Genomic DNA, 16,360 nt, shown 5'->3' with positions numbered 1-16,360 from the left:
AATATGTATAAACGTTTTATATGTTGGTTTATTATATTCCTTTTCATTTTATCTGGAATAATTTGCTCTATTGTTTATAAGCTTGACCCATTGTATGTATATAAGTTTAAGAAGAACGATTATTTTTATGCTACTGAACGCTATCAAATGCCTGGACTTATTAAACATATGGATTATGATACCTTATTTGTAGGAACTTCTATGGGAAGAAATTTCCTTGAACCTGACGCTAATAAATTACTTCATACTACCAGCTTTAATGGCTCTCTTCCAGGTTCAACAGCTAGGGAGCAAAATATGACAGCCCAGTTAGCTACTCATTCAAAAACTGTTAAAAATATTATTTGGGAGCTTAATTTATACTCATTCTCTGGAAAACCTGAATGGGTATCAGAAGGTGCTTCACCATTTCCAACTTACATGTATGATACAAATAAGTTGAATGATATCCAGTATTTAATTAGCCCGTATTCTCGAAAAGTAGCATTACAGAATATGAAATTAAAATTAGATCCAACAAAATCTCCGCAGGACCCCTATTGGCTATACAAATTTGGAGATGACGAGCCAAAATTCTCAGTAGATATAGCTAAAAGGGTTGTTGATGGAACACCTTATCAATCAATCAGTGATGGTTGGTATCATGAACAAATGCTTAAATCTTTTGATTCTAATATTATTGAATTTGTAAAACAAAACCCAGAAGTACAGTTTATATTTTTCTATGCGCCATATCCAGTAACATATCACGTAGTTATGGATAAAAACGACCCAAAGCATACAAAGGAAAATATTTTATTTAAAAAAGAAGTATACACTAAATTAGCACAACTAAAAAATGTAAAACTCTATGATTTCCAAGATCAAAAAGAAGTTACGTATAATCTTTCTAATTATATGTCTGATCAAACGCATTATTACAGATATATAAATGATTGGATTGTAAAACAATTAGCGACAACTGAACCGATTACTAATAAACAAGATTACGAACAAAGATTAACTAACTTCTCTAATGAAATACGGAATTTCGATACTTCTAAGCTAGTGAATTCAGATGAAAGACCTAAATAATAAAAAAGGTAACAATGAAAACTATCATTGTTACCTTTTTATATTGTAATAGCCCATAAGTCTCAAACGAAACTCTTTTAAAGCTGGATATGCCTCTAAATTAAACAACATCCCTTGGATAACTGGAATTCTAGGATTAGACAATCTCATCTCCGCCTCCAAAACATCCAATGTAACAAGCAATTCTTCATCCTCTAATTGATCAGCTAAAGTTCGCTTAAATACAATAATCTCTTTTAAAAAATGTTCCTTAACCTGCTCCTTAATAAGCCCTGATTTACAAAGAAATTCTCCAAGCTTTTCTTCATGTAAAATTGGTTCTTCTGAAGATCCTACTAAGCCGTCAACTAGATGATCTACTCTTTTTAAAATAAAAGCAGCGACATATGACAAATCAATTTCCGGCGCTTGTAAAATAATTAATTCTAAATACCCACGGCATATGCCTTCTACCATAATTACTAAATCCAATAAATATGGCATAACCTTTTCACCATAAATAGACAATAAACTATTCCGATAAAATGCGTGAGACTCTAACTTCATCCGCATCATAAATTCTTCCACTTCTTTATTAAAAGGAATCGCATTTTCCCTCGCATGCATAATAATAAATTCTTTATGCTTTTGTATATCATTAAACTGACAATGTAATTGTTTTGCAAATTTTTCACGTGGTAATAAAGACTCTTGTTCAATATCCAGCATTTTCTTTTGGATTTTGTCATAATAATATCGAAGTGTCGCTAATAAAAGCTCCTCTTTTGATTTAAAGTATAAATAGAAAGCTCCCTTAGATATGCCACAAGCGGTCACAATTTCCTGTACTGATGTCGCATTTACACCCTTAGTCGCAAATAACTTCATAGCCATCTCTATAATTAAACGCTCTTTTTCTTTCATATTATGTCTCTCCTAAACTTAATCTCGCATCTTTTCATGAATGTATTATACCATCCCTTTTCATTGACGGCTGACCAATCAGTCAGTTATATTATGTATTAGACTGACCAGTTGGTCAATACAATACAAAGGGAGCGCAAACATGAACAAAATCATTAATTTCTCGTTAAAAAATAAGTTCGCAGTTTGGCTACTAACCATTATTGTTACCATTGCAGGTATTTATTCTGGGCTAAATATGAAGCTGGAAACAATTCCTGATATTACAACACCTGTTGTAACAGTAACCACGGTTTATCCTGGTGCTACACCAGAAGAAGTAGCTGATAAGGTTTCAAAACCGATGGAAGAGCAACTGCAAAATTTAGGTGGTGTAAACGTTGTTAGTTCATCATCTTTTCAAAATGCATCTTCTATTCAAGTAGAATATGATTTTGATAAAAATATGGAAAAGGCTGAAACAGAAATTAAAGAAGCACTCGCAAATGTGAAACTGCCAGAAGGCGTAAAGGATCCGAAAGTTTCACGTTTAAACTTCAATGCCTTTCCTGTTATTTCATTAAGCGTAGCAAGTAAAAATGAATCTTTAGCTACCTTAACTGAAAACGTAGAGAAAAATGTTGTGCCAGGATTAAAAGGACTTGATGGTGTTGCATCTGTTCAAATTTCAGGTCAACAAGTAGATGAAGTACAACTTGTCTTCAAGAAAGATAAGATGAAAGAATTAGGTTTAAGTGAAGATACTGTAAAAAATGTAATTAAAGGATCGGACGTATCTTTACCACTTGGTTTATATACATTTAAAGACACAGAAAAATCAGTTGTTGTAGATGGCAACATTACAACAATGAAAGCATTAAAAGAGTTAAAAATACCGGCTATCCCTTCATCACCTAGCGGTCAAAGTAGTCAAAACCCTGGGGCCGGTGCACAAACGCCGCAAATGAATCCAGCCGCTATGAACGGAATTCCAACAGTTACGTTAGACGAAATTGCTGACATTAAAGAAGTCGGAAAAGCTGAATCTATTTCTCGAACAAATGGAAAAGAAGCAATTGGAATTCAAATCGTAAAAGCTGCTGATGCGAATACAGTTGATGTCGTAAATGCAGTAAAAGATAAAGTAAAAGAGCTTGAGAAGAAGTATAAAGACTTAGAGATTATTTCAACATTTGACCAAGGTGCACCTATTGAGAAATCAGTAGAAACAATGCTGAGCAAAGCTATTTTCGGCGCTATCTTTGCGATTGTTATTATTATGCTGTTCCTACGAAATATTCGAACAACATTAATCTCTGTCGTTTCCATACCACTTTCTTTATTAATTGCTGTATTAGTTATAAAGCAAATGGATATTACACTTAACATTATGACACTCGGAGCAATGACAGTCGCTATCGGGCGCGTTGTGGATGACTCCATTGTTGTTATTGAAAATATTTACCGACGTATGTCATTATCAGAAGAGAAGCTGCGCGGAAAAGATTTAATTCGTGAAGCTACGAAAGAAATGTTTATCCCGATTATGTCTTCTACCATCGTAACAATTGCAGTATTTTTACCGCTTGGACTAGTAAAAGGTATGATTGGTGAAATGTTCTTACCATTCGCCTTAACTATCGTCTTCGCTTTATTAGCATCGTTACTAGTGGCAGTTACAATCGTACCAATGCTAGCTCACTCTTTATTTAAAAAAGAGAGTATGAGGGAAAAAGAAGTACATCATGAAGAAAAACCAAGTAAATTAGCAAACATTTATAAACGCATACTTGCATGGGCTTTAAATCATAAAATTATTACATCAAGTATCGCTATCCTTCTATTAGTTGGTAGTCTTGCACTTGTTCCAGTTATCGGTGTAAGTTTCTTACCATCTGAAGAAGAAAAAATGATCATTGCAACGTACAATCCTGAACCAGGTCAAACGTTAGAAGACGTTGAGAAAATTGCAACGAAAGCTGAGAAGCACTTCCAAGATAATAAAGACGTCAAAACAATTCAATTCTCATTAGGTGGCGAAAACCCAATGAGTCCTGGTCAATCAAACCAGGCAATGTTCTTCGTGCAATATGATAACGACACGAAAAACTTCGAAAAAGAGAAAGAACAGGTCGTTAAAGATTTACAGAAGATGTCTGGAAAAGGCGAATGGAAAAACCAAGATTTCGGAGCAAGTGGCGGTAGTAACGAAATTAAACTATACGTTTACGGAGATAGCTCGGAAGACATTAAGCCTGTCGTAAAGGATATTCAAAACATAATGAAGAAAAACAAAGACTTAAAAGATATAGACTCTAGTATTGCAAAAACATACGCAGAATACACTTTAGTCGCAGATCAGGAAAAGCTAAGCAAAATGGGTCTAACGGCAGCACAAATTGGAATGGGACTTTCTAATCAACATGATCGCCCTGTTCTGACAACAATTAAAAAAGACGGTAAAGACGTCAATGTATATGTAGAAGCTGAAAAACAAAATTATGAAACAATCGATGACTTAACAAATCGAAAACTTACAACGCCACTTGGTAATGAAGTGGCTGTGAAAGATGTGATGACTGTAAAAGAAGGGGAAACTTCAAATACAGTGAAACACCGCGATGGCCGTGTTTATGCGGAAGTAAGTGCAAAACTTACATCTGATGACGTTTCAAAAGCATCTGCAGCTGTTCAAAAAGAAGTAGATAAAATGGATCTTCCTTCTGGCGTAGATGTTTCTATGGGCGGCGTTACAAAAGATATTGAAGAATCATTTAAGCAACTTGGCTTAGCGATGTTAGCTGCGATTGCCATTGTATACTTCGTTCTTGTCGTTACGTTTGGCGGTGCCCTTGCACCATTCGCAATTTTATTCTCGCTACCATTTACAATTATCGGAGCTCTTGTTGCCTTATTAATCTCTGGTGAAACGTTAAGTGTCTCTGCAATGATTGGTGCGCTTATGTTAATCGGTATCGTTGTAACAAACGCAATCGTGCTTATCGACCGAGTTATTCATAAAGAAAATGAAGGTCTATCAACACGTGAAGCTTTATTAGAAGCTGGTGCAACACGCCTTCGTCCAATTTTAATGACTGCAATTGCAACGATTGGGGCTCTTATCCCGCTTGCATTAGGATTTGAAGGTAGCGGCTTAATTTCTAAAGGACTTGGTGTAACCGTAATTGGTGGATTAACAAGTTCAACGTTATTAACACTTCTTATTGTTCCAATCGTTTATGAAGTATTAAGCAAATTTAAAAAGAAAAAAGCAAAATAACAAAAAATAACCTCGCAGTTAGCGAGGTTATTTTTTATTTCCAAACAAGACTAGAAAATCACCATATCCTTCTTTCTCTAATTCCTCTTTTGGAATAAATCGAAGGGCTGCAGAATTAATACAGTAACGAAGTCCATTTGGTCCTGGACCGTCTGGAAATACATGCCCAAGATGTGAATCCCCTTCCTTACTTCTCACTTCTGTACGCGTCATATTATGACTCACATCCATTTTTTCTTTCACACTAGCTGACATAACTGGCTTCGTAAAACTAGGCCATCCACACCCACTATCAAACTTATCTAAAGAAGTAAATAACGGTTCTCCTGAAACGATGTCTACATAAAGACCTTCTTCTTTATGATTCCAATACTCATTTCGAAATGGTGGTTCTGTACCATTTTCCTGCGTTACATAAAACTGCATCTCATTTAGTTTTTCTTTTAACTGAGCGTTATCCTTTGGCCAATGTTGCTTAATAAAAGCATCTCGTCCCGAGCCTTTACGGTATAACTCGTAGCGAAATGTATTTTTCTTATGATATCCTTGATGGTATTCCTCAGCCGGATAAAACGTAGTAGCTGGTAATATTTTTGTCGCAATTGGCTTTGAAAAGCGTCCACTCTTTGCAAGATCTTCTTTTGAGGCCTCTGCTTTTTTATGTTGCTCTTCATTATGATAAAAAATCACTGTTTCGTAAGACTGTCCGCGGTCGTGGAATTGCCCACCTACATCGGTCGGATCAATTTGTCTCCAATATATATTTAATAACTCCTCATACGGCATTTTATTTGCGTCAAATGTAATTTGTACTGCCTCATAATGTCCCGTCGTTTCTGAACATACTTCTTTATATGTTGGATTCTCTTTATGACCACCTGTATAACCCGAAACAACTTTTATAATCCCTTCCATCTCTTCAAATGGCGAAACCATACACCAGAAACATCCTCCAGCAAATGTAGCTAACTCTACCTTTTCATTTACAGTCATTCTTTCACCCCTATTCTATGTTCTTCTTACAGTATGGCATAAGGAACATCATGTTATAAAAGAAAAAGCACCGAGCATCGGTGCTTTTTCTTACTTCACTTTATTTTTTTCCCGATTTCCTTCTCCATTTCATCACTTGTCACATCTAAGACGTCTAATAAGAAAATGAAGATTGGAATACCGATAATTAATCCCCATACACCTAAGAAATGTTCTGAGAAGATTAATACCATAAACGTATAGAAAATCGGTAAGTTTGTTTTTTGAGACATAAACTTCGGATTTAACACGTAACTTTCAAGCGCATGAATGACTGTTACGATAACTAAAATATAAACAACGTACATAATACCGCCGATATTGTAAGCAATCATACAAAGCGGGAATAACGAAATGATAACCCCAGCTACTGGAATTAAACCGAGTAAGAAGATCATTAACGCTAAACCTAATAATTGCGGGAACCCTAATATCCATAGTGCAATAACGGATAGAACACAGTTAACAACTGCAATTAAAAATTGTGCTTCGATTACTTTTCCGAATGAACGTGCAAATTTCTTACCGAAGTACTCAATTTCAGTATAGAAAATTGCAAGTCGGCTTTCTTTAAATTTTGCGGTAAAGGCAACGATACGAGCTTTTTCCAATAAGAAAAATAAGCTTAAAATTAAAGAAAGTAACACTTGAAGGCCAAATTTTCCAACATTCGTAATCGATTTATACAAAATGTCTACGCCTTGTCCTACATACTTCGATAGTTCCATATGATTGACAGCATTAACTGCATACTTAATTAATTCACTATCTGGTGGATTTCTTAAGAATACGTTAAATTGATAAATCAATTGTGAAATTTGTATCGTTAATACTGGTAAATATTTAAATAGCGTAATAGCAATTCCGCCAATTAACATGACATATAGAAATGCTATAATGAGTTTTCGATTAATGGGCATGAAATGATCTAATTTGCGGGAAATAAACTTTTGGAATCGATCCATTAAATACGTAAGAATAAACGTAATTAAAATTAAATTCAACATACTTTGCAGCCCATATAACACGAGAGCAAGTATTACTAATACGAGTAACCTCTGAAATCCTTTGCTTTGAAACAGGTTTTTTATTTGCATAATCGACGAGTACTCTCTCCTGTCCTATAAAGTAAAACGTTAATAAGTAGATTTTTTCTCTCTTCTCTACCTTTAATTATTCATTCATATGAAGATTTTTATAAGCTTATTATATGTCTTCCTTAGCAGACCCTATAGTAGCTTACTTCTTATTTTACAATACAATGACCTAATTCAAAACGTATTCTACACAGTATTAATAAAGATTTAAGAAAACTTACATTTTGTTAAAATAGGTCTTACCACTACTGTAACATAAAAAGCAAGCTATCAGTAGAAATCTGTCCTACAAATAGCTTGCTTTTCTCATTTTTCCAAGTAAGTTTTACTAGCCAATGAATGGCATAAACATCGGTATGACAACTACTGTTACAACCCCAACTACTGTTACAGCAATACTTGCCATAGCTGCTTCTACTTCACCCATTTCAATTCCTACTGCCACTCCTAATGCGTGACCTGCTGTTCCAAGTGCTAAACCTTTTGCAATTGGATGTTTTACCCTAAATGTTTTTAAGAATAATGCTCCTAACGCGTATACTATAACTGCGTTAAAAATAACTGCAAATGATGTAATTGCTGGTATACCACCAATACTTTCAGAGATTGGTAATGCAATTGCTGTTGTTGCTGCTTGTGGTAACATTGAATTCATTACTGCTGTATCTAAACCAATTGCTTTTGCAACAATGAATACGACAATTACTGAGCAAATAGAGCCAACTACGATAGCCGATAAAATTTGCCACCAATATTTTTTTAACTTGTCTACTTGTTTATATAATGGAATTGCAAACGCGATTGTTGCTGGCTCTAAGAAGAAACTAATCATTTTTCCGCCAGTATTATATTCTTCAAAAGTAAAGTTACCTACTTTTAGAAAGACAATCCCTAATACCATCGCTACGAATAATGGTGTGAATAAGAAGAATCCTTTTGAATGCTTAAATAATAATGTTCCGATTCCGTATGCAATTAACGAAACGACAATTCCGAAATATGGAGTCATTGTGCTTGCCATGTTCATTCCCTCCAAACAATATATACTAAATTGGTTACGCAACTTTTCCGTGCTTGCGTCCTTTATTTACTACTTTCAATTCTTTTGTATCTTTTGTTTCTTTATCGTCTTTTCCTAAAATGAATTGTGCAAATAACCCTGTTACAGCGAGTAAAATAATTGTTGCTACAACAATTACAGTTAGAATTTGTACGAAATACTGTCCCATTACACCAAGAGAGTTAATAACTGAAATACCTGATGGGACGAAAAGGAATCCGATAATACCTGTTAAAGCTGTTCCAAGTGATTCAACTTGCTCTAATTTAATAACCTTTAAACATAGTAGGCTAAATAAAATGACTAACCCGATCACCGATGAAGGCATTGGAATTGGTAAATGTGTTGCAATAATATTAGAAACTAACATAATAGCTGAAAATATGAATGCTTGTGATAAGAAACTATATACTTTTTTCGTACTCATTTTGGCCACCTCTTTCGATTTGGTACCTTTATTGTATAAGATATAAATAAAGTTGTAAGCGTTTACATAATAAAACGTCAAATATATAAAATTAGTTACAAAAATAGGCAGATGAAATGCAAAAAGCTACTCCTTAAATACGAAGTAGCTTTTTGAGTTCTTTTGCATATGTTCGGCTAACAGGTACTTTTGATCCCTCTTTCATAATTAAGTTATAAGTAGAGTTGAACCACGGTTGTATTTCTGTAATATGATTAATATTTGCAATAAAGCTACGATGGACACGCATAAAACTTGCTTGCGGCAACTTCTTTTCCAAAATTACAAGTGTATCGTGTGTTACATATGTTTCCCTCATCGTTTTTACCGTCACTTTTCCGTCCACAAGTCCTACATATATAATATCTTCAATATTTACAAGTACGATTGATTCCTCAATTGGTAGTGCTAGTTTATGCATCTCCGTCGTTACATCTACACTCTTTATTTCTTGTTTTGTTTCTAATTTTATTTGTTTTTGCTTTTTATATTTCTTTAATGTCTGGACGATACGTTCTTCATCAAATGGCTTTAAAATGTAATCTAACGCATCTACTTCAAATGCTTGCAATGCGTATTGATCGTAGGCAGTTGCAAACACAATTGCAGGGGGATTTTTCATCTTCTTTAATATATTTGCGATTTCAAATCCGTTATCATCAGATAACTGAATGTCTAGGAAAACAATATCTGGTTTGTTTTGCATTAGCTCTTCTAATGCATCCTCTACACAATCAGCCTCACCAATTATTTCTACTTCTTTTGTTTGTTCTAATAAATATTTCAATTCATCACGTGCTAACATTTCATCGTCAACTACTAATACTTTTAACACTCCGTTTTTCCTCCCCTACTTTTTTCGGGATTACGAAGGAGATTTTTGTCCCTTGCTCTAATTGACTTTCAATTTGAAGCATTGTCTCTTTCCCAAATAACCCGATAAGTCGTTCATTAATATTATATAAAGCTGTTCCAGTCCCTTTTTTTGAGGGAACTACCATTTTTCCTAATTGTCCTAGACGTTCACTCTCAATTCCTTGTCCATTATCTTGTACTTCAAAATGAACCATCTCCTCCTTTTCAAACACATGTACCTCAACTTGGCACACCGGTTGCTTTTTCGGAAAAGCATGGCGCAATGCATTTTCAACTAATAGCTGAAGTACAAATGGTGGAACTAAGGTCGTCTTTAACTCTTCCTCAATGTACATTTTCACTTCATACTTATTTGGAAACCTCGCTTGTTCTAAAGATAAATATGCATGTACATGATTTAACTCTTGTTCTAATGGAATAAGTAATTGGCGTGCCCCTTGCAAATTACAACGGAAATACACGCTAAGCTGTAATAATAACTTTCTTGCCTTCTCTACATCTGTTCGGCATAAAGCTGATACTGTATTAATTGCATTAAATAAAAAGTGTGGGTTAATTTGTGCTTGTAATGCTTTTATCTCTGCATCTTGCAATAATTTACTTTGCAACTCCGCTTCACCTAATTCAAGTTGTGTAGAGAATATTTTTGCTAACCCTTCTGCTAATTCTTCTTCTACACGACTTAACTGGTTAGAATTCTTAAAATACAGTTTTAATGTCCCAATTGTATTTCCATGTGAAGTTAGTGGAATAACGATCGCCGCTTGCAAAGGGCAGCTTTCATGTTGACAATTAATAACCTCACGCGATTTTGCTTTCATTATTTTTCCTGTGTTCAACACTTCTTTCGATAAACCCGTTATTAAACTATGTGAAGGAATATGATGATCTGATGCTAATCCAACGTGGGCTAATATTTTCTCTGTATCTGTTAAGGATACCGCATCTGTTCCCGTAAAGCGGTGAATAATTTGTGCCACATGTTTACAAGAATCTTCTGTTAATCCGCGGCGAAAATATGGTAATGTTTTGTCAGCAATTCGTAATACTTTATGCGTTTGTAGGGCTTTCGCATTTTCTTCCTGACGCAAAATAGCTTGTATCATAGAAAGTAAAATAAAACTCCCGAAACTATTTACAAGGATCATTGGTATAGCAATTGTTTTCACGATACTACTCCCATCCTCTACGATTAATAAGATCATAATCATTTCTAAAGAAACAATAAACACACTTAAAATCGCTGAAAATTTAGGCGTAATTGTACGATTATATTTTTTGAAAATGTATCCAATATATCCCGTTATAACACCTGCTAAAATTGACGAAATAGCACAGCTTAACGCTGTCGTCCCGCCAAGCATATAGCGGTGAATACCCGCAATCGATCCTACTCCAATGCCGACGATAGGACCACCAAGCAACCCACTAATTCCAACACCCATAATACGTGTATTCGCAATTGTACTAGCTGACGAAACACCTTGTAGCCAATTTTCTTTCATAATTGTATTCCCGGCAATTTCAATTCCTGTGTAATTGCTTACAATTGTAAACACTGAAAAAATACAAATAAGCTTAAACTTATCTACATATCCATCTTGCTTATGAAGAAGGCGCCTGAACGTTTTAATATGAGAAAGTAAAAATCCTAAAATAACAATAAGTCCGACACGTTCAATCATCATAAGTACTAAATTTAGCATCTGTGATTCATTCCTTTTTATATGAGTTAGTTTTATTATGGGAAAATAATGAAGTGTGCGTCAAGAAGAATGGAATATCTTTTGAAATATATTACAGATAACAATTCCCTCATTATTTGACAATGCAATAGAAGAGTGCTAAAAATAAAGTAATATAATACAGTCCTTTAACCCAACCCCGTGAGGTTGAGAAGGAAGTCGGAATATACTCTATACGTATGGTCCTTTTTAGGGATACGTATAAATTTTTGGCCTTCTCATCATATCAGGTGAGAAGGCCTTTTGTTATTCTTCCATAGCGACTGTAGAAAGAAAATGAGGAGGAGTAATGATGAACGTCACTACTGATGTACAATCAACAACAGAGGAGACGAAAGAGAAAAGATATAAAACATTATTTGGTTCTGCGCTAGGATATGCAGCAGAAGGTTTAGATATGTTGCTCTTATCTTTCGTACTCGTCTACATTTTAAAAGAATTTCATTTAAGCCCTGTTGAAGGTGGAAACTTAACATTAGCTACCACAATAGGAATGCTAATCGGGTCTTATTTATTTGGATTTATTGCTGATTTATTTGGTCGTATCCGTACGATGGCCTCCACAATCTTACTATTTTCACTCGCAACAGCACTCATTTATTTCGCAACAGATTATTGGCAATTATTAATTCTTCGCTTTTTAGTTGGAATGGGGGTTGGTGGTGAATTCGGGATTGGAATGGCCATCGTAACTGAGACATGGTCGAAAGAAATGCGCGCAAAGGCAACATCCGTTGTGGCACTTGGATGGCAATTTGGCGTACTAGTCGCTTCACTCCTACCGGCATTTATAGTCCCACATTTCGGATGGAGAGCTGTGTTCTTATTTGGACTCATTCCCGCTCTACTAGCTGTCTATGTACGCAAAAGTTTAAGTGAACCAAAAATATGGGAACAAAAACAACGATACAAAAAAGAGTTGTTACAAAAAGAAGCTGAAGGTAATTTAACCACTACTGAGGCAGAGCAACTAAAGCAAATGAAAAAGTTCCCACTTCGAAAGTTGTTTGCAAATAAAAAAGTAACGATGACAACAATTGGTCTTATTATTATGTCATTCATCCAGAACTTCGGATATTATGGGATTTTCACATGGATGCCAACTATTTTGGCAAATAAGTATAACTACACATTAGCAAAGGCGAGCGGTTGGATGTTTATTTCTACAATTGGCATGCTAATTGGAATTGCAACTTTTGGTATTCTAGCCGATAAAATTGGTCGACGTAAAGCTTTTACAATCTATTATGTTGGTGGTACTATATACTGTCTCATTTACTTCTTCTTATTCACAGACTCAACATTATTGTTATGGGGAAGTGCATTACTTGGATTCTTTGCAAATGGCATGATGGGAGGATTCGGAGCAGTTTTAGCCGAAAACTATCCTGCCGAAGCTCGCTCGACAGCAGAGAACTTTATTTTCGGAACGGGACGCGGTTTAGCTGGATTTGGCCCTGTTATTATCGGCTTGCTTGCTGCAGGTGGAAATTTAATGGGAGCACTATCTCTCATCTTCATTATCTATCCAATCGGTTTAGTTACAATGCTACTATGTGTCCCAGAGACGAAAGATAAAGTATTAGAATAGATTGAAACTGTACAGCGTATGATCGTAGTTAAATAAATAGTAAAGAGGAAGCATCTCAAATGAAATGCTTCCTCTTTTTATATAAATACAATTATTTATTTTGATCTACTAGCTTTTTGGAACAAGAAGCTAGTTTTGTCTTCTTCTTTTACAATGCCTTGTTTTAATGCTAATTCTCCTGCAACTTTAGGCGCTAGCCATAGCATTGGGAATAACAGAATGGATACCGGGACAGCCGTTACTACGATGAATGATTGCAACGCATTAATACTGCCCTCACCCATGTATAAAAGAATCGCTGCAACTGTTCCCATAATAAGCGACCAAAACACTCGCAAACTAATTCTAGGATCTCCATCGCCAGTCACTGCCATTGAAATCGAATAAGCCATCGAATCTCCTGTTGTCACTACAAATAAGACTGTTAATAAAAGAAATGCCGGTCCAATAATATAAGAGAGTGGCAGTTGCTCTGTAATTGCAATCATAGCTGCTGGCATACCAGATTCACTTAATGCGTTCGAGATAGAACCAGGATTCATTAACTCATAAAACACACCTGATCCCCCTAGTATAGTAAACCAAAACGTTGTAATAATAGGTGCAATAATTCCGATTGCAACGATGATTTCTCGGATTGTTCTTCCTCTTGAAATACGGCTCACTAAAATTGCCATCATCGGTCCATACCCAATAAACCATCCCCAGAAGAAGATTGTCCACGACCCTAACCAACCTATATCACCACGATATGTGCTCATTGGAATAAATTCATTTATATAAAATCCAAACGAAGAAACAAATGAATCAATAATAAATCCACCTGGTCCACATAATAATACAAATACCATCAATAAAATTGCTAATTTAACATTTAAATCGCTTATAATTTGAATCCCTCTATCAATTCCCGTTACCGCAGATATAGTAGAAACCGCAACTACACAAATGATAATTGCTAATTGAGTAGTAAACACATCAGGAATGTCAAACAATGCTTGTAGGCCATAACTTGCTTGTAGCCCTAAAAATCCGATTGGACCAATCGTCCCTGCTGCTACTGCAATAATGGCAAATACATCGATCATTGTTCCAAGCCAACTCTTTCGCAATTTTTCTCCAAAAATAGGATATAAAAGCGTTCGAGGTTTTAAAGGCATGCCTTTATGATAATGCCCATACATCATAACTACCGCACTAATTGTACCTAAAATCGTCCAAGCGAGGAAACCCCAGTGCATGTAGCTTTGTGCTAAAGCAGGCATTACCGCTTCTTTCGTTCCAGCAGTTATACCTTCATGTATTGGTGGCACCGTCATCAAGTGATACATCGGCTCTGCAGCTGCCCAGAAAACACCACCTCCGGCAAGTAATGTAGACATAATAATAGCAAGCCATTTTGTCGTACTAATCTCAGGTTTTTCTAATCCCCCAAGTTTAACTCTCCCATATTTTGAAAACGCCATACACATTGCCACAATAAATGTACCAATTAACAAAACCTGCCAAAAGGCACCAAAATATTTAATTGAAGCTGCAAAACTGCTATTAATGACTCTTTCTACGTAACTTTTATTTAAGAAAACCGCAATTACAAATAATAAAAGCGAGCCACCACTAATAAGAAATACAGGCCAATCCGTTTTTCGACTCTTCATCCTCATTTACACTTCCTCCTTCCTCAGCAATCTAAAAAAACAACTTTATTAAGTTTTATTGTTTACACCCAAAACATAATAATTATATAAGCATAATAATTCATTCATTTTCACACACGCTTATGTTGTCCCTAAAAATATGCTAAATCCCTTATTTAAAAGGAAATTTCTATTCCTATTACATAAAAAAGCAAAACAAAAGACCCTATATTTCTATAAGGTCTTCGAAACAGAAATTTGATTATAACATAAGGAACTCCTTGGTTCAAAAAGCCCCTTCCAAAAATAACCGATAGTAAAGGCTTCCATTTGCTACATAACGGTAATTAAAAAAATTATATTTTTATAGAAAATGCCCTATACTACAAACTATTTATGAAAGAAATTTGGCTTCAAAATGTCATTCGGATACGGTTTATGATAAATATGAGTGGTAGCTGGAGATAATGGCGGAATGAGCCACACCCAATTGCCCGTTACAACACGACCACAAGCAGCTTCTTGCTTCTCAAATTGCTGAAATTGTTGTGCAGCAGTATGATGATCAACAATACTAACTCCTTGTTTTTTAAAGGAATGTAAAACAGCCACGTTTAATTCAATTAATGCCTTGTCTTTCCATAACGTACCGTTTCTCGATGTATCTAGCTCCATCATCTCCGCAACTGCCGGAAGTAAATTATAACGATCATGATCCGCTAAGTTACGCGCCCCAATTTCCGTACCCATATACCATCCATTAAACGGAGCTGCTGTATAGGAAATACCACCAATTTCTAAGCGCATATCTGAAATCATCGGTACTCCATACCACTTGACTCCTAAAGATGAAATTGGGTACTCTGGATGTTCAATTGGTACTTCTTTCACTTCGTTTTTAGGAATTTCTTTATATACAGGTCCTTTTCCATCAACAGAAAACACCAGTGGCAATACATCGAAATTCGTGCCTTCTCCTTGCCAGCCAAGTTCCTGACAAAAATCCGTAAACGCAGTAGAATGAGAGTCACCAATCACTCCCATTTCTGTTTTATATCCTGCATATCGAATTAATTGGTGATTATAAATTCGTATATTATTTTCTTCACCTTGATATTGCTTAAAAATTGTAATTGTCGGTTTCACTTTTCCGTCGTTCGTTGCATATTTAATATGATGAATTAATGCATTATATACGCCTTCCTCATCATTTACTTCACGTGCATCTAATATGTGCATCTTACTCCAAAATAGTCTTCCGATACATCGATTACTATTGCGCCATGCCATGCGTGATCCATGAACAAGTTCTTCAAATGTATGCTCATACGTCCCCGTCTTCTCTATCTCAACTTGAATTTCTTTCACACGCTCTTCTATGAATTGTTCTTTATTAAGCTCTTTATAGCAAATCGTAATAAATTGACTCGCTTCCTCTATTAATTGTTTCGTTTTACTCATAAACGATCTCCTTCTATTTCAACAAAACGTTACTACTTTACAGTATAAGCAAAAAGAATAAGAGTCACAAATGAAAGTCGAAGTGTTACTTTTATTGTAATATTTTTCAGAAAATTAAAGAGATTACTATTGACTTGTATAAAAAATAGGTGTATTTTT

General features: G+C 35.2%; 12 protein-coding genes. 3 read left to right on the top strand and 9 right to left on the bottom strand.

Features of this window, described 5'->3' with window-relative positions; genetic code table 11:
* Positions 1-3: 3 nt before the first annotated feature.
* The gene (locus Q9B79_RS17575; protein ID WP_306186273.1) at positions 4-1,074 is read left to right on the top strand and encodes a hypothetical protein; all 1,071 of its coding nucleotides are present in this window, start codon (positions 4-6) and stop codon (positions 1,072-1,074) included.
* Positions 1,075-1,104: 30 nt separating this feature from the next.
* On the opposite strand, the gene Q9B79_RS17570 is transcribed toward Q9B79_RS17575, so the two are convergent.
* Complete coding sequence (locus tag Q9B79_RS17570; protein ID WP_306186272.1) at positions 1,105-1,977, bottom strand: TetR/AcrR family transcriptional regulator; 873 nt, start codon at positions 1,975-1,977, stop codon at positions 1,105-1,107.
* 142 nt (positions 1,978-2,119) lie between these two features.
* Between Q9B79_RS17570 and Q9B79_RS17565 the strand changes: the two genes are divergently transcribed.
* On the top strand, positions 2,120-5,236 hold the full coding sequence (locus tag Q9B79_RS17565) for an efflux RND transporter permease subunit (protein ID WP_306186271.1): 3,117 nt from the start codon (positions 2,120-2,122) through the stop codon (positions 5,234-5,236).
* Positions 5,237-5,263: 27 nt separating this feature from the next.
* Here the strand turns inward: Q9B79_RS17565 and msrB are convergent, their stop codons facing one another.
* The 6 genes from msrB to lytS form a co-directional block, all read right to left on the bottom strand.
* Positions 5,264-6,229: a peptide-methionine (R)-S-oxide reductase MsrB gene (msrB, locus tag Q9B79_RS17560; protein WP_306186270.1), complete on the bottom strand. Its 966-nt coding sequence runs from the start codon at positions 6,227-6,229 to the stop codon at positions 5,264-5,266.
* 95 nt (positions 6,230-6,324) lie between these two features.
* On the bottom strand, positions 6,325-7,365 hold the full coding sequence (locus tag Q9B79_RS17555) for an AI-2E family transporter (RefSeq protein WP_306186269.1): 1,041 nt from the start codon (positions 7,363-7,365) through the stop codon (positions 6,325-6,327).
* A 328-nt stretch (positions 7,366-7,693) separates the two neighbouring features.
* Entirely contained in the window at positions 7,694-8,386 is a 693-nt protein-coding gene (gene lrgB, locus Q9B79_RS17550; protein WP_000168869.1) for an antiholin-like protein LrgB, read from the bottom strand.
* 34 nt (positions 8,387-8,420) lie between these two features.
* Positions 8,421-8,852, bottom strand: coding sequence for an antiholin-like murein hydrolase modulator LrgA (gene lrgA / locus Q9B79_RS17545; RefSeq protein WP_016085373.1), 432 nt, complete (start codon positions 8,850-8,852; stop codon positions 8,421-8,423).
* A 133-nt stretch (positions 8,853-8,985) separates the two neighbouring features.
* Positions 8,986-9,726 (bottom strand): LytR/AlgR family response regulator transcription factor, encoded by a 741-nt coding sequence (locus Q9B79_RS17540; protein WP_306186267.1) that lies wholly within the window; start codon positions 9,724-9,726, stop codon positions 8,986-8,988.
* A complete protein-coding gene (gene lytS, locus Q9B79_RS17535) occupies positions 9,704-11,473 on the bottom strand; it encodes a two-component system sensor histidine kinase LytS (RefSeq protein WP_306186266.1) in 1,770 nt (589 codons plus the stop codon). Before lytS ends, Q9B79_RS17540 begins: the two co-directional genes overlap by 23 nt.
* Before the next feature lie 331 nt (positions 11,474-11,804).
* Between lytS and Q9B79_RS17530 the strand changes: the two genes are divergently transcribed.
* Positions 11,805-13,103 (top strand): MFS transporter, encoded by a 1,299-nt coding sequence (locus tag Q9B79_RS17530; RefSeq protein WP_306186265.1) that lies wholly within the window; start codon positions 11,805-11,807, stop codon positions 13,101-13,103.
* 95 nt (positions 13,104-13,198) lie between these two features.
* On the opposite strand, the gene Q9B79_RS17525 is transcribed toward Q9B79_RS17530, so the two are convergent.
* Together Q9B79_RS17525 and Q9B79_RS17520 are read right to left on the bottom strand one after the other, a co-directional pair.
* Positions 13,199-14,767: a BCCT family transporter gene (locus Q9B79_RS17525; protein ID WP_306186264.1), complete on the bottom strand. Its 1,569-nt coding sequence runs from the start codon at positions 14,765-14,767 to the stop codon at positions 13,199-13,201.
* Positions 14,768-15,130: 363 nt separating this feature from the next.
* Entirely contained in the window at positions 15,131-16,201 is a 1,071-nt protein-coding gene (locus Q9B79_RS17520) for a nitric oxide synthase oxygenase (protein ID WP_306186263.1), read from the bottom strand.
* Between the last annotated feature and the right edge of the window lie 159 nt (positions 16,202-16,360).

Source organism: Bacillus sp. MHSD_36 (assembly GCF_030757775.1).
Lineage (GTDB): Bacteria > Bacillota > Bacilli > Bacillales > Bacillaceae_G > Bacillus_A.
Note: the sequence above shows the minus strand (reverse complement) of the source record. Positions and strands in the feature narration are given on the sequence as shown.